Consider the following 21,162-nt stretch of genomic DNA (forward strand, 5'->3'; position numbering starts at 1 on the left):
TGTTATTAAAATGGTATAATTTATAAATGAAATTTAATAATTAGAATCTTTAGGTACGATAAAACTAATCAAATAAAATAAAACGATTGGAAGGAAAATAAGTATGGGATTTTTGGAAAAAGTATTTGGTTCATATAGTGAAAGAGAAGTAAAAAAGTTACAAAAAGTAGCAGATAAAATAGAAGAACTAGATGAAAGTATGCAAAAGTTATCAGATGAGGATCTTAAAGCTAAAACTGATGAATTTAAAAAAAGAATACAAAATGGAGAAACTTTAGATGACATCTTACCAGAAGCCTTTGCAGTTTGTAGAGAGGCTGCATGGAGAGTGCTAGGGATGAAGCATTATAGAGTTCAACTTATAGGTGGCATGGTTCTTCACCAAGGAAGAATTGCAGAAATGAAAACTGGTGAAGGTAAGACTTTAGTTGCAACATTACCACTATATTTAAATGCTTTAACAGGAGAAGGAGTTCATTTAATAACAGTTAATGATTACTTAGCAACAAGAGACGTAGAATGGATGGGTAGGCTATATAATTTCTTAGGTTTAAGCACTGGCTGTATAGTTCATGGCTTAACATCTGAACAAAGAAGAGCAGCTTATGGAGCAGATATAACTTATGGAACTAATAACGAGTTTGGTTTTGATTACTTAAGAGATAATATGGTGATTTATAAAGAAGAAAAAGTACAAAGAAAGTTAAACTTTGCAGTTGTTGACGAAGTTGACTCAATACTTATTGATGAAGCTAGAACTCCACTTATAATTTCAGGAGCTGGAGAAAAATCAACTAAGTTTTATAATGTTGCAGATAACTTTGTAAAGCAATTATTAGCAGAAAAGGACTATACAATAGATGAAAAAGCTAATTCTGTAATGCTAACTGATTCTGGAGTAGAAAAAGCAGAAAAAGCATTTGGAATAGATAACTATGCAGATGCAGAGCATTTAGAGTTACAACATTATATAACTCAAGCATTAAAAGCAAATTATGGAATGAAGATAGATAAGGACTATATGGTAAAGGATGGTCAAGTAATAATAGTTGACGAGTTTACAGGTAGACTTATGGAAGGTAGAAGATATTCAGATGGACTTCATCAAGCTATAGAAGCTAAAGAAGGAGTTAAAATAGAAAGAGAATCAAAAACTCTTGCTACAATAACATTCCAAAATTACTTCAGAATGTATAAAAAGTTATCAGGTATGACAGGTACAGCATTAACAGAAGAAAATGAATTTAGAGAAATCTATGCACTAGATGTTATAGTTGTTCCTACAAATAGAGCTATTGCAAGAGCAGATAGAAGTGACTTAATATATAAAAATATAAAAGGTAAGTATAATGCTATTATAGAGGATATAATAGAAGCTAATAAAAAGGGTCAACCAGTTTTAGTAGGTACAGTAAGTATAGAAAGGTCAGAATATTTATCATCTCTATTAAAAAAGAGAGGGGTTAACCATAAAGTACTTAATGCTAAGTATCATGAGCAAGAAGCTGAGATAATTTCTCATGCTGGAGAATTAGGTAGTGTTACTATAGCTACAAATATGGCAGGTAGAGGTACAGATATTAAGCTTGGAGAAGGCGTAAAAGAATCTGGTGGATTAAAGATAATTGGTACAGAAAGACACGAATCAAGAAGAATAGATAATCAGTTAAGAGGTAGATCTGGTCGTCAAGGAGATCCAGGGGAATCTGTATTCTATATATCATTAGAAGATGACTTAATGAGAATATTTGGCTCTGAAAAGATTCAAGGTTTAATGGATAAATTAGGTTTAGAAGATGATGAAGCTATTGACCATAAAATGGTGAGTAAGGCTCTAGAAAATGCTCAAAAGAAGGTTGAAGGTAATAACTTTGATATAAGAAAGAATCTTATAGGGTATGATGATGTTATGAACATGCAAAGAGAAGTTATTTACAAGCAAAGATCTGAAGTTCTAGAAGGTAAGGACTTAAGGGAACAAATTAACGGAATGGTAAATGAAATAGTTTCTGATGCTGTTAAGGCTCACTTAGATGGTGTAAATGAAAATTATGAAGAAGAAATAGGAAAACTAATTCAATACCTAGAAGATATATGTTTACCTCATGGTACAGTTAAAAGTAAAGATTTAATAGATTTATCTAATGATGAAATAATTACTAAATTAATAGATATATTAATGAAAGTTTATCTTGAAAAAGAATTAGAATTTGGTGAAGAGCAATTTAGAGAAGTTGAAAGAGTAATACTTCTTAGAGTAGTAGATCAAAAGTGGATGGATCATATAGATAATATGGATCATTTAAAACAAGGAATTGGATTAAGAGCATATAAGCAACTAGATCCAATACAAGCATACCAAATGGAAGGTAGTGCTATGTTTGAAGAAATGATAAATGGAATAAAGTTAGATACAATTAAGTTCCTATTCCATATTCAAGTTCAAAAGCCTGTTGAAAGAGAAAGAGTAGCAGAAGAAACTTCAGCAAGTCATGGCGAGGGTGGTTCAGAAACAAAGAAACAACCAGTTAGAAATGAACCTAAGGTAGGTAGAAATGATCAATGTACATGTGGAAGTGGTAAGAAGTATAAAAATTGTTGTGGAAGAGAAGTTTAAAAAAGTGCCTACATGGCACTTTTTTAAAACTTTAATATATTAATAATAAATAAAAAAGATAGGGTGATTATATGATAATTAAGTTAGAAGCAGAATTACTAAAACTTAATGATATAAAAAAAGTTACAAAAGAAATGGGGGCTTCTCTTTGACAAGGAAGCACTTGAAAAGCAAGTAAAAGAGTTAGAACTTCAAATGCAAGAAAGTGGATTTTGGGAAGATATAAAAAGAGCTGAAGGAGTTACAAAGGAAAGTAAGAGAGTTAAGGATAAAATAGACAGATACGAGTCATTAGTTTCTAGAATTGATGATGTTGAAGTATTATCAGAATTAGTTGATGATGAAGATCAAGAATCTATTGATGAAGTAATAAAGGAAATTAGATTAATAGAAAAAGATGTAGAAGAATATAGAGTAGAATTACTTTTATCTGGGGAATATGATAGAAATGATGCTATATTGAATTTACATGCTGGAGTTGGCGGTACAGATGCAAATGATTGGACTGAAATGCTTCTTAGAATGTATACAAGATGGTGTGAGAAAAAAGGATTTAAAGTTGAAACCATTGATTATCTAGAAGGTGATGAAGCTGGAGTAAAAAGCGTAACATTAAAAGTTAAGGGTGAATTTGCTTATGGCTATTTAAAAGCAGAAAAGGGAATACATCGATTAGTAAGAATATCTCCTTTTAATGCTAATGGTAAAAGGCAAACTTCTTTTGCGTCAATTGAAGTTCTACCAGAGCTAACAAAAGATCAAGATATAGAAATAAAATCAGATGACTTAAAAATAGATACATATAGGGCAAGTGGAGCTGGTGGTCAGCATGTTAATAAGACAGAATCTGCAATAAGAATAACTCATATACCAACTGGAATAGTTGTTCAATGTCAAAGTGAGAGAAGCCAATTTTCAAACAAGGATACAGCAATGTCGATGTTAAAGTCTAAGCTTATAGAATTAAAAGAAAGAGCACATAAAGAAAAGATAGAAGACTTAACAGGAGAATTAAAGGATATGGGATGGGGAAGCCAAATAAGGTCATATGTATTCCATCCATATAATTTAGTTAAAGATCATAGAACAAATGAAGAAACAGCAAATTTAAATGCAGTTATGAACGGAGAAATAGATAACTTTATCACAGCTTATTTAAAAAATAGCAATTAAAAGGATTTAGCAAAGCTAAATCCTTTTAATTATCCTAATTTTCTCTTTTTTATATGATTTATAAAAGGTGCAGAAACTAAGAAGCCGAATAGAATAGCAAATATAAATAAAGAAGCTTTACTATGAAAAAATACAGTAAACGGACTATAACAGTAGGCGTTTATTTTATCTTCTATAACATTATAAGCACTATCTATAGCATCAGTACTTATATGTTCAACGGTGTCATTAGGGGTATGAATTTTAGACATATCGCTATGACAAAAGCTTAGAGCATCTATACCTAAATTATTAAAGCTTGCATGATCACTTGAATCCTCATATATAACATTTGTAGATACATTATTTTTCTTAGAAATCTTTTCAATAGACTTCAAAAGCTCTGATTCATTATCTTTAAATGAGGCTCCAAGCATTAAAGTAAGAGGATAGTCTTTACTACCAATCATATCAAAATTTACTACTTGAGCTCCTTTTAATTTATCAATATTGCTTTCAGCAAAACTTTTAGAGCCTAGCAGTCCAAATTCTTCTGCATTCAAAGCTGCAAAAATAATATCTCTCTTAGGAGTTCCATAATTAGATAATGTTTTTTGAAGTTCTAATAAAAATGCAGTGCCTGATGCATTATCTAAAGCCCCATAATAGGTATTCTTAAGTCCATCTTGGCCTAAGTGATCGTAATGAGCAGTTAAAACAAGTGGAGAAAGATTCTTAGAAGATCCTTTTAAAACTCCAACTATATTTACTAAGTCTTTTTCACATGTTGAAAATGGTAAATTAACAGATACAGTAAATCCTTCTCTTATAGAGTCTAATATTTTATTATAGGTATTAGTAGTTATTAAAACCATCATGTCATACGGGAAATTACTTATAAATGAACTTCTAAATGAAAATTCATTATTAGGAGCAACATAAAATAAACAATTACCGTCTTTTGTTATTACTTCTATAGAGTTTGTATAAATATTTACCTTATCATCTTTAGAAAAACTTAAATTATGAATTCTAAAGTTAATCATATCTTCTTTATAATCAACACCATATTTTAAGGATTCTATAACTTTATCCTCTGAAGAAACTTTAAGATAAGGAGAGCTATTATTATTTATTGGACATGTTGTTTTAAAGTCTTCTTTAAAACTTTCATTAAGTGGAACTAATTTATTATCTTCAAAGTTTTTTCTTATTATTTCTCCCACAAGTGAATTTCCATTACTACCTGCTAGTCTACCTCCGTAAGTTTCTGAAGATAATATAGCAATATTTTCCTTTACGTTATCAGCATTAAATGGCAAATATGTAACGTTAAAAAATATAGAAGTACATAAAAGTACTAGACTGGTAATTAGTGATATTGAATAAAATATTTTCTTTTTCATAAAATATACCTCAAATAATAGTTATATTTAATACTATTACGTGAGGTATAAAATTATGAAAATAAATAAAAATAAGGAGATATATTTAAGCTTTTTTATAAATTAGCTCTATAAATCCATAAATTAAAGAAGACAGAATACAAATATAAATTAAAATGTTTATTTGATTTGTAACAATTGAAAAAACACCACCAACTATTGATGAAAATAATATTATACAATTTATAAATTTGGACAATCCTGATTTATTAATTATTATTTCTTTAGTTGATGATATAAGAATTAATATTAAGGTTAAGAAATATAAAACATATCTTAAAGTATTAGAAAATTCAATTATGTAATATTCATTTAGAATTATAAAAACTATGAAGAATATAAGTAAAATATTTATTATCTTATTAATTAAAATTATAAACTTATTCATATACATCACCCATCTGTAAAAATTTTACAATTATAATTATAAACCTTATTTTACATAATATCAATATTGTAATTGTATTTAATATTTAATATTTTATATATGTATGCACAAAAAAATGAATTATATGTTACATAAATGTGCAATATTGTATTATAATATCATTATGTAAATTTTGGAGAAAAATTTCTAATATATTTTAGGAGGACTTTATGGTTGATATTGTTGAAAGATTATCATCTGAATTAGGAATAAGTATGACTCAGGTAAATAACGTAATAACTTTACTTGATGATGGTAATACAGTTCCGTTTATTTCAAGATATAGAAAAGAGCAAACAGGTGCTTTAAGTGATGAAGTATTAAGAAAATTTCAAGAAAGACTTACATATCTTAGAAACTTAAAGGATAGAAAAGAAGATGTGTTAAGACTTATAGAGGAACAAGGGAAATTAAATGATGATATATTAAAAGCTTTAGAAAGTGCTAAGACATTGACAGAGGTAGAGGATATATATAGACCTTATAAACAAAAAAAGAGAACAAGGGCTACTATGGCATTAGAAAGAGGGTTAAAACCACTCGCTGATATAATATCTGGTGGTGAATTTAAGGGAGATGTTAATAGTGAGGCAGTTAAGTTTATAAACGAAGAAAAAGATGTTAGTAGCATAGAAGATGCAATTAATGGTGCTTTGGATATAATAGCAGAAGAAATATCAGATGAAGCAAAATATAGAAAATGGATAAGAGAATTAGTATTCAAAGAGGGAAAGATACAATCAACAGGAGAAAGTGATGAACATACACCTTTTGAAATGTATTATGAATATAGTGAAGAAATATCTAAAATACCACCACATAGAATTTTGGCTATAAATAGAGGAGAGAATGAGAAAATATTATCTGTTAAGATAGCTGTAAATGAAGATAAAATAATAAATTATTTAGAAAAAGAAATATTAAAAAACATTACAGCTACTGATGAATATTTAAAAATAGCAATAAGAGATTCATTAAAAAGACTAATATATCCATCTATTGAAAGAGAAGTTAGAAATGAACTTACTAACATAGGTGAAGAAGGAGCTATAAAAATATTTAAGGAAAACTTAAAAGCATTATTAATGCAACCACCTATTAAAGGAAAAGCTGTTATGGGGTATGACCCAGGGTTTAGAACAGGTTGCAAAATAGCCATACTAGATAGTACTGGAAGATTTTTAGATAAGTCCACAGTATATCCGACAGCACCACAAAATAAAGTTAAAGAAACTAAGAAAATATTAAAAGAATTAATAAACCAATATAATGTTGAAGTTATTTCATTAGGTAATGGAACTGCTTCAAGAGAATCAGAAGAAGTAATATCTGAAATAATATCGGAAGTAAAAAAAGAAACAGGAAAAGAAATAGCATATGTTATAGTATCAGAGGCAGGAGCATCAGTTTATTCAGCCTCAGAACTTGCGACAAAGGAATACCCAGATTTAGATGTTACAGTTAGAGGAGCTATTTCTATAGGAAGAAGATTACAGGATCCTATGGCAGAGTTAGTTAAGATAGATCCAAAGGCTTTAGGTGTTGGGCAATATCAACATGATGTTACTCCTAAAAAGCTTGATGAATCTTTAAAAGGTGTTGTTGAAGATTCTGTTAATAAAGTTGGAGTAGATTTAAATACTGCAACACCATCATTACTTACTTATGTTGCAGGAGTAAATTCAAGTATTGCAAATAATATAGTAAGTTACAGAGATGAAGTTGGTGCATTTAAAAGCAGAAAAGAATTATTAAAGGTTAAAAGGCTTGGACAAAAAGCTTATGAACAATGTGCAGGTTTCTTAAGAGTTATGGAAAGTAAAGAACCTTTAGATAATACATCAGTACATCCAGAATCCTACGATGCTGCAAGAAATTTAATACAATTACTGGGATATACTAAAGATGATTTGAAAGAAAATAATCTTAAAGATATAGATGAAAGAGTAAAGGATAAAGAGCTTTTAAATATTTCTAAAGAACTAGAAATTGGGGAACTTACTCTTTCTGATATAATAAAAGAACTTAAAAAGCCAGGCCGTGATCCAAGAGAAGAAATGCCAAAGCCTATTTTAAAGACAGGAGTAATTGATTTAAAAGATTTAGCAGAAGGTATGATACTTATGGGAACAGTAAGAAATGTATCAGACTTTGGAGCTTTTGTTGATATTGGAGTTCACCAAGATGGTTTAGTTCATAAAAGCCAAATGGCAGATAGATTTGTAAAGCATCCATTAGATATTGTAAAGGTTGGAGATATAGTAAAAGTTAAAATATTAGAAGTAGATAGTAAAAGAAACAGAATTTCCTTGTCAATGAAAGGAATAAAAGAAGAAGATTGTTAAAAATCTGCTTGCAAAAATGTATAATTAAACATATAATAATATTATAAATAAATTATCTTCAGGGCGGGGCGTAATTCCCCACCGGCGGTATAGCCCGCGAGCTAAATTTTAGCATGATTCGGTGAAACTCCGAGGCCGACAGTATAGTCTGGATGAAAGAAGGTAAGTGGTTAGATATTGCTTGATATTTATGTTAAGCACATCTTATTTCTTATGGATTTTATGCCCTGATATATTTTATATATCAGGGATTTTTTTATTAAAATGAATCTAAATAAGATAAGATGGTAAAATTAATAAAGAAAATTGTTAAAATAATATCATTTTATTGAAGTGATCTAACCTATTGCCCCAGAGGATAGACTTTTGGGAGGAGAAAAAATGAACAATCAACAAAACAAAAACCTAAACAAATTTATTAAAATTTCACTTTTAGGTGCAATAGCAGTGGTGCTTATGTACTTTGATTTTCCAATACCGTTTTTACCATTTCCATGGCTTAAGATTGACTTAAGCGATATTCCGGCACTTATGGGAGCATTTGCATTTGGACCAATGGCAGGTATTGTTGTAGAATTGATAAAGAACTTATTGATTTTAATAGTTAAGGGAACGGCAACAGGTTTTGTAGGAGAAACAGCTAACTTTATAGTAGGTATTTCTCTAGTAGCTCCAGCGGCATGGGTTTATCACAGAAATAAAAGCAAGAAAACAGCTTTACTTGGAATGATTTTAGGAATAATATCAATAGAAATTGTAGGAATATTAGCAAATGTATATTTCTTATTACCAGCATTCGGAATGCAAATGGCAAAAGAAGAGTTAATAAGATATGTTACTTTAGGATTACTACCTTTCAATGGTATAAAATCAATATTAGTATGTGGAATAACTTATGTTTTATACAAAAGAGTTTCAGTAGCAATTTTTAATGTAGATTCAAATTTTGACAATTCTAAAAAGAGAAAGTTAAATTCAATATAGCAATAAGGCTAACTGTTAATTTGTTTAATAGTTAGCCTTATTTATATTTATTATGTTTTTTAGATGTTTATTTTAATACACCTTATTGTATAAATAAAAATATCTTTATTAAATTGGAAATATAAAATAGTTGCATATACAACTAAATATGATATAATCTAAAATGGTTGTATATGCAACTATTTTGAAAGGTAGGTAAACATAGTGGGAAACTTAAAATGTGAAAATATAGCTAGATATATTTCTCAAATACAAAGGAAAGCAAATATATTTTTCTTAAAGGAATTATCCCATTTAGGAATTGGATATGGGCAATTTCTTTTTTTAATGGAACTATATGAAGAAGATGGCGTAAGACAAGAGGATTTATCCGAAAAACTTAATATAGATAAAGGCACAACTGCGAGAGCTATAAAAAAGTTAGAATGTGAGTCATTTATATATAGAAATGAAGATAAAAATGACAGAAGAGCTTATAGAGTTTTCTTAACAGAAAAAGGAATTGAATTAAAGGATGAGATATATAAAGTAGCTATAAAGTGGGAAAATAATCTCACTAAAAATCTAACATTAGAAGAAAAAAATATTATGTTAAACTTACTGAAAAAATGTATATAGATAAAATTTTATATAGACAAAATGTTAAAAAAGAGGTGATTTAATGGGAACTCAACAATTACTTGCAAATGAATCAATAGGTAAATTATTATTGAAGTATTCTGTACCTGCAATAATAGGTATGATTGTAAATGCTTTATATAATGTTGTTGATAGAATATTTATTGGAAATATACCAGAGGTAGGTTCACTAGCTATTACGGGAGTTGGCGTAACTATGCCTATTACAACTATAATTCTTGGGTTTGCAATGCTTATTGGTATTGGAGCAACTACATCAATATCAATAAAACTTGGGCAAGGCAAAAAAGAGGAAGCATCTAAGGTAATTGGAAATGCAATAACTTTATCAGTAATTATTTCAGTTATATTAACTATTATAGGATTAGTTTTTGGTGATGTAATACTAAGTAAATTTGGAGCAAGCAGTGAAACTTTATATTATGCCAAATCATATATAAACATAATTTTACTAGGAACAATATTTAACTTAATAGCATTTACTATTAATAATACAATAAGAGGGGATGGAAATCCTAAATTAGCAGCAATTATTATGGTAATTGGGTGTATAACAAATATAGTTTTAGATGCAGTATTTATTTTTATATTTAATTTAGGAATACAAGGTGCAGCGATAGCAACTGTTATATCTCAGTTTTTAACTGCAGTTATAGGAATTAGTTATTATGTTAGTGGAAAATCTAACTTAAAATTTGTTAAATCAAGCTTAAAATTAGATAAAGAAATAACTATTGAAATATTATCAATAGGGGCAGCTCCTTTTTCTATGCAAATAGCAGCAAGCTTAGTTCAAGTTATATCTAATAATGTTTTAAAGACATATGGAACTGATTTAGCAATAGGAGCAATGGCTACTATATCATCAGTAGCATTAATGTGTTTAATGCCTATATTTGGTATAAATCAAGGAGCACAACCTATAATTGGATTTAATTATGGAGCAAAACAAGAGGAGAGAGCTAAGAAGGCTTTTAAGCTTTCAGCTTTAGTAGCCACAATAATATTAACATTTGCATTTATAATAGTTCAAATATTCCCAGAAGCCATAATAGGGATATTTAACAAAGATCCTAAGTTTATGGAAATATCAGTTAAAGGAATGAGAATATACTTGCTTATGCTTCCTATAATAGGAATATCAATAACAGGATCAAATTATATTCAATCTATAGGAGAAGCAAAAACAGCAATGTTTTTAAGTTTGCTTAGACAAGTAATTTTATTGATTCCATTTATATTAATTTTACCAAGAATTTTTGGATTAGGACTAAATGGAGTTTGGATTGCGCAACCAGTTAGTGATGTTTTATCAACTACAATAACTGCATTAATATTGGTAAAAAGTATGAAAACAAAAGAAGAAAAAGAAGAGCCATTACTAAAAAAGGCTAATTAATAGAAAAAAGGTATAAACTTTATATAGAGTTTATACCTTTTTATTATTAAAGTAAGTCATTAAAATAGCATCTTCTTTAGTGTCCTCATAATATCCTTTTCTAAGACCATTTTCAATAAAAGAAAATTTTTTATAAAGATTTTGAGCAGAAATGTTTGAAGCTCTTACTTCTAAGTTAATTAATGAACAACTTAGATCATCACACATGTTTATTAGTGAAGATAATAATTTACTACCTACTCCAAGTTTCCTATAGTTTGGATGAACAGCTATGTTAGTTATATCAGCTTCTCCAACTATAATCCAAACTCCAACGAAACCTATAACAGAGTTTTTTTCTATATCTTTAGCTATTATATATTTAGCTAATGGATTATTTAATTCACCTGAAATGGAACTTCTACTCCATGGGGTAGAAAAACATAAGTTGGTTATATTTAAAACACCATCAATATCTTCGTCAGTCATTAAACTATAGCTTACCTTCATTTTCTAAAGCTAACCTCTTTTCTAGTTCCCTCTGAGCTTGAGGCTTTTTTAAATAAAATGGAGAAGAATTTAATTCATCATATTTATTATCTAGTAATAATTTAATGCCTAAGTCACCTAAAGATGAGGCTCTTATTACACTTAAATGATTAGGTGCAAAAGAAGCATTAGGAAGATTTTTTGATAAATAATCTCTATGCTTGATTAATCCATCACCTGTAAATATTACTTTTTCATTTTTGGTTTTTAATAACTCAATTAATTCATCTAACTCAATGGCAGAATAATCAATTAAAGCTTCTAAGTTTCCATTATTGTTTCTGTATAGACAGGTATATACACTATCTCTTAAAGCATCCATTATAGGGCATATTATTCCATCAAAGCTTATAAGAGAATATGCAAGAGCATCTAAACTTGATACACTAATATAAGGTTTATTTGACCCAAAACTTAAGCCTTTTATTGTAGCCATGCCAATTCTTAAACCTGTAAATGAACCTGGACCTTTTGAAACAACAAATCCATCTACATCATCAATCGATAGATTTGAATCTTTTAATAATTTATCTATAATATCCATTATCAAAGTTGAATGTTCCATTTTATTATTTAATGTATATTCAGCTATTAAAGCATTTTCACTTAAAAGTGCAGCGGTTGCTACTTTAGAAGCTGAATCAATACTTAAAACTATCATAAATTTAACTCCTTTATATAATTATATCGGTCTCCATATGGAGTAATTGAAATTTTTCTGAAATTTTCGCCTTTTGATAAGTCCTTCTCTATTAAAATATGTAAATATTCCTTAGGTAAAATTTCTTCTATGTAATTAGCCCATTCAATTATAGAAACACCTTCTGAGAATATATAGTCATCAAATCCAATTGCATAAATTTCATCGGGATCACTAACTCTATAAACATCAAAGTGATATAGTTTAAGCCTACCTGAATCATATTCATTAACAATAGTAAAAGTGGGGCTAGTTATATGTTCATCAATGTGTAATCCTTTAGCAATTCCTTTAGTTATATGAGTTTTACCAGTTCCTAAATCACCAGTTAAACAAATTATATCACCTGGATTTAAAAGTTTACCTATGGAATAACCTATATTAGTAGTTTCTTCCAAATTATTAACGTAAAAATGCATAAATAATCTCCTTTCTAAATATTCTATATTAATATATTCTATCCAAAATAATAAAAAAAGGAAAGTTAAAATAATATACATAATATGGTAAAACGAATTGAATTGTAGTAAAATATAAATAATTTACTGTATAAGTAATTTGTAATTTTTATATATTAATGATAAGATATGATAAAAGTAGAGAGAGATTATATATTCCTTGGAGGAAAATTTTATGAAAAAATTAACATATGCGTTAGTTATTTTTACTTCTATTTTATTTTTAGGACTAACTTTTTCTTATAATCCATTAATGGCTAATCCTACTGATGAGTTAGATGAGCAAAAGGATATTTTTTTAAACATATTAACTGTTAATAAAGAACAATATAAAATGGTTAAATCATTAGTTGGTGATAAACATAGTGTTGAATATCTATTAAATACTGAAAAGGACATTAAAGCTTTTCAGGTTAATGATAATGTTCTAAATAATATCTTGAATATGGATTTATTTATATACAATGGATTGGGATATGAAAAATGGGTAAATGATATAATAGAAAATTCTAAAAACTCAAATTTAGCAATTATAAATATGAGTAGAGGAATAAGGCCAATGGTAACAGAGTTAAAAGCAGTAAATGAAGAAAATCCATATTACCTATTAGGGTTTAGTGAATATAAGATTGCACTATATAATATAAAATCTTCACTACAAGAGAAGGACATTAAAAATAGAAGCTATTATGAAGATAATTATAATAAGGTTGTTAAAGAATTAGATGATTTCTTGACAAAGACAAAAGAAGATTTAAAAAAGTATAAAGATTATATTATAGTTACAGATACAGATAAATTTGACTATTTGTTTAGAGATCTTGGAATACAAGCTAAGAAAATAAAAGATAATAGCATAAAAAATATTATTAATGATAGCGATATAAAGGAATCTAACATTGTATTTGTTCATGATAATGAATTAGGTCATATAGATGATTTAAAAAATAAAATAAAAGTCGATTGTATTTATATAGAGTTAAACACAGAAAGCAATGATGATGTATTAATTGATAATACAAGCAAGTTAATTAATAGCATAAAAACAAAAACTAATATTAATAGTTGATTTTTATGTTTACATAAGATATAATAGTTATTGTTGCAAAGGGGTATAGCTCAATTGGTAGAGTAGCGGTCTCCAAAACCGTTGGTTGTGGGTTCAAGTCCTACTGCCCCTGCCAAGTAAAAGCCAGCGATTCTAAATCGCTGGCTTTTTGTTTTGTTATGTTATATAGTTATAGTTAATAGGTAATATAGTATTAAAATGAGACTTGATTATAAGTAATGAATTATTATCTTGACAAAGATTAAAATATCATGATAGAATAATTTTTGTTGGAGGGGTATAGCTCAATTGGTAGAGTAGCGGTCTCCAAAACCGTTGGTTGTGGGTTCAAGTCCTACTGCCCCTGCCATAAGAGAGTGTAAGATTTTACACTCTCTTATTTTTTCATGTTTTTTATTAGATTAAAGTCAACTGCAATTATTTATATAAAATTTGCCAAAATCTGATATAATTAATAATATATTTTAAAATTTATCTATGAGGGATGAGTATGAGGAAAAAACTATACAAGGTATCGTTTATAATTTTTATAAGTATTACTCTATTAATAAATATAAGTTATGATGCATTAGCATTAACTAATGAAGATAAAAATATTAATTTCAAAAGAATTACAATAGAGGATGGTTTATCTCAAACATCTGTTGAGTATTTATTTCAAGATAGTAAAGGGTACATGTGGATTGGTACAGCTGATGGGTTAAATAAATATAATGGTAATAAATTTGAAGTATTTAGATATGGAAAAGATAAACCCAATAGCATAAGTGGTAATTATATTTCTGCGATTAATGAAGATAAAGAAGGTAATATATGGGTTGGAACTTCTAGGGGATTAAATAAAATAAATATTAATACAAAAGAAATAAAAATTTATTTACCTGGAGTAGACGGATGTGATTTGTCAAACTATAATGTAACAGAAATTTTAGTAGATTCAAAAGGTGAGATATACATAGCTACAGAAGATGGGTTAAATATTTATAATAAAGAAAGTGATAACTTTGAAAGGCTATATAACTCTAGTGAAGAAAAGAGCTCTTTAAGTAGTCAATTTGTTTATTCTATTGTTGAAGATTCTTATGGGGATCTATGGGTAGGAACAGAGGATGGATTAAATAAAATTGTAAATAGTTCAAAAGAAATTATAAAATATTACTCTAATGAATCAGTTAATTCAATTAGTGATAATTTTATTTTTAAATTATATGCAGATAAATCAGATAATTTATGGATTGGTACATATAGTGGAGGGTTAAATAAATTAAATTTAAAAACAAATGAAATAGAAACATTTATCAATGATTCTAAAAAAGATTCATCTATACCTGGTAATTTTGTAAGGTACATATTAAGGGATAGTAGAGGTCTTTTATGGGTAGCAACTAATAATGGATTAAGCAGATTTGATGAAAATGAAAAAAAGTTTATAACATACGAATCAAAAATATATGATCCTCAAAGTATAGTAAGTAATAATACATTAAGTTTATTTGAAGATAAATCTGGAACTTTATGGGTGGGAACCTATGATGGAATAAGTTTATTTAATCCAAAAACCTCATTTAAAAATTATAAGAATGATCCTTTTAATGCTAATTCGATAAGTGAAAACATGATTGCTGGAATATATGAAGATGATGATGGGCTTTTATGGGTAGGTACAGTGCACGAAGGATTAAATGTAATAGATAGAAAAAAAGGTGATATAACAAAATTTAAAAGCTCAGATGATTTTAATTCATTAAGTAATGATTATATTAGAGATATAGCGGGAATTGAAAATGAAATTTGGATCGCAACAGAACATGGATTAAATAAATATGATAAAAAAACCAAAAGCTTTACTAGATATTTTAACAATCATGATGAAAATAGTTTAGTCTCTAATGACGTAAGAACTTTATATATTGATGATGAGGGACTTTTATGGATAGGCACTAGAGATGGGTTATGTACTTTCGATAGAAAAGAGACCTTTAAATCATATAAAAATATTTTACTTAGTAATGGGATAACAGAAAACATATTTTCTGATATAGTACAGGATAAATCTGGAGTTATATGGATAGCATCTGGCTTAGATGGAGGTCTAATAGGTTTAGATAAAAAGACAGGAATTATAAAAAACTATAGAAATAATGAAGACGATGAAGAAAGTATAAGTTTTAATGCAATAAAATCAATTGGAGTAGATAATAAAAATAATCTTTGGATAGGAACGCAATATGGACTAAATAAATTTAATAAATACACAGAAAAATTTCATAGATACACAGAAAGTGAAGGTTTATCAAATAACTTTATATATGGAATTTTAATAGATGATAATGGAAATCCATGGATGAGTACAAATTATGGAATATCTAAATATGATGTAGATAAAAACAAGTTTATAAATTTTAATGTTACTGATGGATTACAAGGAAATGAATTTAATGGTTTTTCTTACTTTAAAAGTAAGAAAGGCGAAATGTTCTTTGGGGGAATTAATGGACTTACTTGTTTTTATCCATATGAATTAGAAGAAAAAAAGTTTTCTCCAAATGTAACTATAGATAAAGTTTATAATGGTGAGAATGAATTATTAGATTTATCAGATATAAATATAGATTATAAAAATAACGACATACAATTTAATTTTTTTATGCCTGATTATAGAAATGTTAGTAAGATTCAGTATTCGTATAAACTAGAAGGACTGGATGAAAATTGGATTTTTTCTGATGATAGAAATTATGCAAGTTATACAAACCTAGATTCGGGAATATATACCTTTAAAGTAATTGCTAGAAACTCAAGTGGTGAATGGAGTATTCCAACTTCTGTAACATTTAAAGTTGGAATGAAGCCTTGGGAAACACCAATAGCATATTTAATTTATGGAATAATTATAGTTATAATAGTATACATAATATGGAATAGAGTGAAAATATTAGATAGCTTAGTAGAGCAAAGAACACAAGAGTTAAATAATAAGTTTAAAGAGAATAAGGATTTGTATGATAAACTTATTAAAAATGAAAAATATAAGAATAATTATTTTGTTAACTTATCTCATGAGCTTAGAACTCCACTTAATGTTATTATATCTACTCAGCAATTAATAACAAAACTAAATGAAGAGGATAAATTAATATCTAAAGAAAAGTTAGATTATTATATGACGACATTAAGAAGAAATTCGGATAGATTACTAAAATTAATAAATAATATAATAGATACATCAAAAATTGAATCAGGTTCATATAAGCTTAAAATAGAAGAAAATGACATAATTTATTTAGTGGAAGAAGTTGCATTATCTATGAAAGACTTTGTTGAAGCTAATGGAATAGAGCTCATTATTGACCCAGAAGTAGAAGAAAAGGTAATAGAATGTGATGAAAGTGAAATAGAAAAATGCATAGTAAATTTGATTGGAAATGCTGTTAAGTTCACTCCAAAGGGAGGGAAAATAGAAGTAAGAATAGTAGATATGGGGAAATTAGTAAGAATATCAGTTAAAGATTCTGGAATCGGAATAGATAAAAAATATCATAAAGCAATATTTGATAGATTTGGACAAGCTTATAATGATATATCAGAAGAGCATGGTGGAAGTGGACTTGGATTAACACTAACAAAACAATTAGTAACACTTCACAATGGAAATATAGTTGTTAAGAGTGAGCCAGGATTAGGTAGTGAGTTTATAATTATATTACCAACTAAGCAAAATACAAAGTAATTAGAAATAGATTGAATATTAAAATGATTACATTTTTTTATTGTCTGATATAATGTACAAGAGTAATACTATCTTGACACTACATATTCTCAATGATAATATGATAGATATATGGGTACATGGATTTTTACTGTAAAGTAGATAATACCTAAATTAGGGTGATTTTTATCTTAATTTAGGTATTTTATTTTCCAATGCAAGGAGAATGAGAGAATATGATTGTAGAAAAAATATTAAACAATAATGTTGTTGTCTCAATAGATCCTAAAACTAAAAACGAAGTTATCGTTATGGGATCTGGAATTGCTTTTAAAAGAAAAGTAGGTCAAGAAATAGAAGAAGACAAAATTGAAAAGATATTTGTAGTAGATGATAAAAGAATGGGAAATAAGCTTAAAAAACTTATAAACCAAATACCAGATGGTATATTTGAATTGTCACATGAAATTATATCTTATGCTAATAAACAACTAGGTAGAAATTTGGATAAGCAAATATATATTTCTTTATCAGATCATATTGCCTTTGCAATTAAAAGATATAAAAGTAATGTGCAAATAAAAAATGATTTTCTAAATGAAATAAGAAGAATACATAGGGAAGAGTATAAAGTTGCATTATGGGCTGTTGATTATATAAATAAAAGATTAAAGATAAACTTGCCAGAAGACGAAGCAGGGTTTATTGCATTACATTTAGTTAATGCAAGTTATCAAGAAACAGCAAAAGAATCATTAATATCAACTAATATAATTAAAGGGATTTTGAATATAATACGATATTATTATTCAGTTGAATTTGATGAAGAAGATATAAACTATGATAGATTATTAACCCACCTTAAGTATTTTGCGAAAAGAGTGATTACAAATAATCAAAATGAAGATAATAATAGCGAATTTTTAGAAATGGCATTAAAGAGCTATCCAGAGGCTTATAATTGTGCTGAAAAAATAAAATTATATATAGAAAGTAGTTATGATTACAAAGTAAATGAAGATGAAATAGTATATCTAACAATGCACATACATAGAGTTATTTCAGTGTTAAGAAATAATCATTAGTACGCACAATGGGACTTAAGCTAAATATTTTGATGCTTAAGTCTTTATTTAAGTGTAGAGTTCTTAGGAGGAAACATGAATACTATATTTTTAAAGAAGTCATTTGGAATACTTCAAAGAATCGGTAAATCTTTGATGTTACCAGTTGCATTATTGCCGGCTGCTGGACTTTTAATAGGATTAGGCACAGTATTACAAAATCCAGATATAATAAATAATATTCCAATTCTAGCAGGGGATAAAATTCAATTAATAGCAAATATAATGTCATCTTCTGGAAATATTATATTTTCTAATCTTCCTTTAATTTTTGCTGTAGGAGTAGCAATAGGAATGAGTAACGGAGATGGAGTAGCGGCATTAGCATCAATAGTTGGATTTTTAATAATGAATATGACTATGGGAATAACTGCAGGCGTAGACTTATCACAGGTTGGTAAAAATCCAATGTATGCTACTGTATTGGGAATTCCTACTCTACAAACAGGAGTGTTTAGTGGAATAGTAATGGGAATAACTTCAGCAATAATATATGAAAAATTTTACGATATTAAATTGCCGGAATTTTTAGGCTTTTTTTCAGGGAAAAGATTTGTACCAATAGTCTCAGCTATATCAGGTGTCCTATTAGGAATTGTAATGGCAGGAATATGGCCACCAATTCAAAATTTTTTACTGAACTTTTCTAGAAGTATGATAGGAGCAAATGAAACAATTTCGGCATTTATATTTGGGGTAGTACAAAGAGCATTAATACCCTTTGGATTACATCATATATGGTATAATCCATTTTGGTATCAATTTGGTGAATACACAAATTTAGCAGGTCAACTTGTAATTGGAGATCAAGCAATATTTTTTGCTCAATTAAAAGATGGAGTTGAGTTTACAGCAGGTACATTTATGACAGGCAAATTTCCCTTTATGATGTTTGGGCTTCCAGCAGCAGCTTTAGCGATGTATCATGAAGCTGATGAGGATAAGAAAAAATTAGTTTCAGGAATATTATTTTCAGCAGCATTAACATCATTTTTAACAGGTATAACAGAACCAATAGAGTTTATGTTTTTATTTGTTGCACCAATATTATTTGCGATACATTGTGTATTTGCAGGATTATCTTTTATGATAATGCAGCTATTAAATGTAAAAGTCGGATTAACATTTTCAGGTGGACTTATAGACTTTATATTATTTGGTGTATTACCTAACAGAACAAAATGGTGGTGGGTAATAATAGTTGGAATAATATTTGCAATTATATACTATATAGGTTTTAGATATGTAATAAGGAGGTTAGACTTAAAGACTCCTGGTAGGGAAAGGGAAGAAAGTGAAGTAGATATAGATATATCAGATGGAGATTTAGCTTATAAAATTTTAGATGCCTTTGGAGGCTCTAAGAATATAACATATTTAGATGCATGTATAACTAGATTGAGGATTACTGTAAGAAACTTAAAATTAGTAAATAAGAGCAAACTTAAAACTTTTGGATCAGCAGATTTAATGATAATAGGAGATAATATACAAGCTGTATTTGGACCGAAATCTGATATGCTTAAAGAGCAAATGAAAGATATTATTAATGGAAAAGAAGTTATAGTTAAAAAAGAAAAAAAGATAGACTTAATTAAAAAAGGAATAAAGATTGAGAGTTCAATTATGATTCCTGTTACTGGAAAACTTTTAAGGTTAGAAGAAGTTCCTGATGAAATATTTTCTATGAAACTTATTGGTGATGGATTTGCTATAAACCCTAAGAAAAATATTTTAATATCGCCTATAAAAGGTACTATATTAACTATATCACCTACAGGTCATTCAATAACTGTTAGAGGATTAGATGGATTTGATATATTTATTCACATAGGAATAGACAGTATAAATTTAAAGAGTAATGAATTTAAAGCATTTGTTAAAGAAGGAGACTTAGTAGAAGAAGGTGACTTGTTAATAGAGTTTTCATTAGAGGAAATGATGAAAAAACTAAAATCACCTATTATAGCAATAATATTTAAAGGTTTGCCAAAAGAAAAATTTATTTATTTTAATAGTGATATAGATGTAATTTCTGGAGATATAAATAAAGTAGAAATACATAAAAAATATGATTAATTAAATATAACAAAATATCTATAAATTACTAAGTATACAAATTTATATTCAGGTTAATATAATAGTGTAAACAAAAGAACTTTTAAACGAGAGGGAGTTCAACTTTAAAAGTATGTTTACAAAACCAAAAGCCAAGGGAGGGATTACAAATGGCAAAAACATTAGTTCCAGAAGCAAGACGAGGGTTAAGCGTATTCAAGAATGAAGTTGCAGCAGAGTTAGGAGTACCATTTAGTGATTATAATGGTGACTTAACATCAAAACAATGTGGTTCCGTAGGTGGCGAAATGGTAAAAAGAATGGTTGAACAATACGAAAATTCAATAAAGTAAGCCACAGGAACAATTTAACTAGGGTTTAATAGACAGGATGGATATACCGCCAAAGAATTAAGTATTGTAACCATTCAAAAAAAGAGAAGGCTATTTCAAAATAAAAACTATGTTTTAATTTTGAGTAGCTTTCTTTTTTGTATAATAAAGTTATG

The 21,162-nt window shown here is 27.9% G+C and carries 16 protein-coding genes, 2 tRNA genes and 1 riboswitch; of the genes, 13 read left to right on the forward strand and 5 right to left on the reverse strand.

The features are described 5' to 3' along the window. Window positions 1-103 precede the first annotated feature (103 nt). Together secA and prfB are read left to right on the forward strand one after the other, a co-directional pair. Window positions 104-2,617, forward strand: coding sequence for a preprotein translocase subunit SecA (gene secA / locus ACYUEX_RS03210; RefSeq protein ID WP_460286543.1), 2,514 nt, complete (start codon window positions 104-106; stop codon window positions 2,615-2,617). A gap of 71 nt (window positions 2,618-2,688) precedes the next feature. Then, window positions 2,689-3,790, forward strand: a protein-coding gene (gene prfB, locus ACYUEX_RS03215) for a peptide chain release factor 2 (protein WP_460286544.1) whose coding sequence is annotated in 2 segments (ribosomal slippage) — window positions 2,689-2,763 and window positions 2,765-3,790 — 1,101 coding nt in all. Because the reading frame shifts where the segments join, the coding sequence is not laid out codon by codon here. A 29-nt stretch (window positions 3,791-3,819) separates the two neighbouring features. Here prfB and ACYUEX_RS03220 read toward each other — a convergent pair. Both ACYUEX_RS03220 and ACYUEX_RS03225 read right to left on the reverse strand, forming a co-directional pair. After that, entirely contained in the window at window positions 3,820-5,175 is a 1,356-nt protein-coding gene (locus ACYUEX_RS03220; RefSeq protein WP_460286545.1) for a M28 family metallopeptidase, read from the reverse strand. Window positions 5,176-5,260: 85 nt separating this feature from the next. Then, entirely contained in the window at window positions 5,261-5,602 is a 342-nt protein-coding gene (locus ACYUEX_RS03225; RefSeq protein WP_411168968.1) for a hypothetical protein, read from the reverse strand. A 209-nt stretch (window positions 5,603-5,811) separates the two neighbouring features. On the opposite strand from ACYUEX_RS03225, the gene ACYUEX_RS03230 reads away from it, so the two are divergent. The 4 genes from ACYUEX_RS03230 to ACYUEX_RS03245 all read left to right on the forward strand — a co-directional run bounded on the left by ACYUEX_RS03230 (window position 5,812) and on the right by ACYUEX_RS03245 (window position 11,008). After that, window positions 5,812-7,986: a Tex family protein gene (locus ACYUEX_RS03230; RefSeq protein ID WP_460286547.1), complete on the forward strand. Its 2,175-nt coding sequence runs from the start codon at window positions 5,812-5,814 to the stop codon at window positions 7,984-7,986. Window positions 7,987-8,036: 50 nt separating this feature from the next. Continuing rightward, a riboswitch (FMN riboswitch) is annotated at window positions 8,037-8,154 on the forward strand. Window positions 8,155-8,367: 213 nt separating this feature from the next. Next, a complete protein-coding gene (locus ACYUEX_RS03235) occupies window positions 8,368-8,970 on the forward strand; it encodes an ECF transporter S component (RefSeq protein WP_460286548.1) in 603 nt (200 codons plus the stop codon). 204 nt (window positions 8,971-9,174) lie between these two features. After that, on the forward strand, window positions 9,175-9,588 hold the full coding sequence (locus ACYUEX_RS03240; RefSeq protein ID WP_460286549.1) for a MarR family winged helix-turn-helix transcriptional regulator: 414 nt from the start codon (window positions 9,175-9,177) through the stop codon (window positions 9,586-9,588). 43 nt (window positions 9,589-9,631) lie between these two features. Further along, window positions 9,632-11,008, forward strand: a complete 1,377-nt coding sequence (locus tag ACYUEX_RS03245; RefSeq protein ID WP_460286550.1) for an MATE family efflux transporter — start codon at window positions 9,632-9,634, stop codon at window positions 11,006-11,008. A 30-nt stretch (window positions 11,009-11,038) separates the two neighbouring features. Here ACYUEX_RS03245 and rimI read toward each other — a convergent pair whose 3' ends face one another. Genes rimI through tsaE form a run of 3 tightly spaced genes read right to left on the reverse strand, consistent with a single transcriptional unit; the run spans window position 11,039 to window position 12,655 of the window. Continuing rightward, the gene (gene rimI, locus ACYUEX_RS03250) at window positions 11,039-11,497 is read right to left on the reverse strand and encodes a ribosomal protein S18-alanine N-acetyltransferase (RefSeq protein ID WP_460286551.1); all 459 of its coding nucleotides are present in this window, start codon (window positions 11,495-11,497) and stop codon (window positions 11,039-11,041) included. Then, window positions 11,481-12,197, reverse strand: a complete 717-nt coding sequence (gene tsaB, locus ACYUEX_RS03255; protein ID WP_460286552.1) for a tRNA (adenosine(37)-N6)-threonylcarbamoyltransferase complex dimerization subunit type 1 TsaB — start codon at window positions 12,195-12,197, stop codon at window positions 11,481-11,483. Before tsaB ends, rimI begins: the two co-directional genes overlap by 17 nt. Continuing rightward, window positions 12,194-12,655: a tRNA (adenosine(37)-N6)-threonylcarbamoyltransferase complex ATPase subunit type 1 TsaE gene (tsaE, locus tag ACYUEX_RS03260; protein WP_460286553.1), complete on the reverse strand. Its 462-nt coding sequence runs from the start codon at window positions 12,653-12,655 to the stop codon at window positions 12,194-12,196. The genes tsaB and tsaE overlap by 4 nt, the downstream gene beginning before the upstream one ends. Before the next feature lie 214 nt (window positions 12,656-12,869). On the opposite strand from tsaE, the gene ACYUEX_RS03265 reads away from it, so the two are divergent. From ACYUEX_RS03265 to ACYUEX_RS03295, 7 genes are all read left to right on the forward strand, one after another. Continuing rightward, window positions 12,870-13,763: a metal ABC transporter substrate-binding protein gene (locus tag ACYUEX_RS03265; protein ID WP_460286554.1), complete on the forward strand. Its 894-nt coding sequence runs from the start codon at window positions 12,870-12,872 to the stop codon at window positions 13,761-13,763. A 39-nt stretch (window positions 13,764-13,802) separates the two neighbouring features. Further along, window positions 13,803-13,878: transfer RNA gene (locus ACYUEX_RS03270), tRNA-Trp, on the forward strand. A 158-nt stretch (window positions 13,879-14,036) separates the two neighbouring features. Beyond that, window positions 14,037-14,112: transfer RNA gene (locus ACYUEX_RS03275), tRNA-Trp, on the forward strand. 141 nt (window positions 14,113-14,253) lie between these two features. Continuing rightward, window positions 14,254-17,493: a two-component regulator propeller domain-containing protein gene (locus ACYUEX_RS03280; RefSeq protein ID WP_460286555.1), complete on the forward strand. Its 3,240-nt coding sequence runs from the start codon at window positions 14,254-14,256 to the stop codon at window positions 17,491-17,493. Window positions 17,494-17,708: 215 nt separating this feature from the next. Continuing rightward, the gene (gene licT, locus ACYUEX_RS03285) at window positions 17,709-18,557 is read left to right on the forward strand and encodes a BglG family transcription antiterminator LicT (protein WP_411168960.1); all 849 of its coding nucleotides are present in this window, start codon (window positions 17,709-17,711) and stop codon (window positions 18,555-18,557) included. Window positions 18,558-18,632: 75 nt separating this feature from the next. Then, window positions 18,633-20,675: a glucose-specific PTS transporter subunit IIBC gene (ptsG, locus tag ACYUEX_RS03290; protein ID WP_460286556.1), complete on the forward strand. Its 2,043-nt coding sequence runs from the start codon at window positions 18,633-18,635 to the stop codon at window positions 20,673-20,675. Window positions 20,676-20,824: 149 nt separating this feature from the next. After that, the gene (locus ACYUEX_RS03295; protein WP_322389989.1) at window positions 20,825-21,007 is read left to right on the forward strand and encodes an alpha/beta-type small acid-soluble spore protein; all 183 of its coding nucleotides are present in this window, start codon (window positions 20,825-20,827) and stop codon (window positions 21,005-21,007) included. Window positions 21,008-21,162: the final 155 nt, after the last annotated feature.

This window comes from Clostridium sp. CTA-7, from assembly GCF_054768095.1.

Bases quoted from the DNA above. Each gene is read 5' to 3' on its own strand.
- secA (WP_460286543.1), top strand. From the start codon at position 104: ATGGGATTTTTGGAAAAAGTATTTGGTTCATATAGTGAAAGAGAAGTA.
- ACYUEX_RS03220 (WP_460286545.1), bottom strand. From the start codon at position 5,175: ATGAAAAAGAAAATATTTTATTCAATATCACTAATTACCAGTCTAGTA.
- ACYUEX_RS03225 (WP_411168968.1), bottom strand. From the start codon at position 5,602: ATGAATAAGTTTATAATTTTAATTAATAAGATAATAAATATTTTACTT.
- ACYUEX_RS03230 (WP_460286547.1), top strand. From the start codon at position 5,812: ATGGTTGATATTGTTGAAAGATTATCATCTGAATTAGGAATAAGTATG.
- ACYUEX_RS03235 (WP_460286548.1), top strand. From the start codon at position 8,368: ATGAACAATCAACAAAACAAAAACCTAAACAAATTTATTAAAATTTCA.
- ACYUEX_RS03245 (WP_460286550.1), top strand. From the start codon at position 9,632: ATGGGAACTCAACAATTACTTGCAAATGAATCAATAGGTAAATTATTA.
- rimI (WP_460286551.1), bottom strand. From the start codon at position 11,497: ATGAAGGTAAGCTATAGTTTAATGACTGACGAAGATATTGATGGTGTT.
- tsaB (WP_460286552.1), bottom strand. From the start codon at position 12,197: ATGATAGTTTTAAGTATTGATTCAGCTTCTAAAGTAGCAACCGCTGCA.
- tsaE (WP_460286553.1), bottom strand. From the start codon at position 12,655: ATGCATTTTTACGTTAATAATTTGGAAGAAACTACTAATATAGGTTAT.
- ACYUEX_RS03265 (WP_460286554.1), top strand. From the start codon at position 12,870: ATGAAAAAATTAACATATGCGTTAGTTATTTTTACTTCTATTTTATTT.
- ACYUEX_RS03280 (WP_460286555.1), top strand. From the start codon at position 14,254: ATGAGGAAAAAACTATACAAGGTATCGTTTATAATTTTTATAAGTATT.
- licT (WP_411168960.1), top strand. From the start codon at position 17,709: ATGATTGTAGAAAAAATATTAAACAATAATGTTGTTGTCTCAATAGAT.
- ptsG (WP_460286556.1), top strand. From the start codon at position 18,633: ATGAATACTATATTTTTAAAGAAGTCATTTGGAATACTTCAAAGAATC.
- ACYUEX_RS03295 (WP_322389989.1), top strand. From the start codon at position 20,825: ATGGCAAAAACATTAGTTCCAGAAGCAAGACGAGGGTTAAGCGTATTC.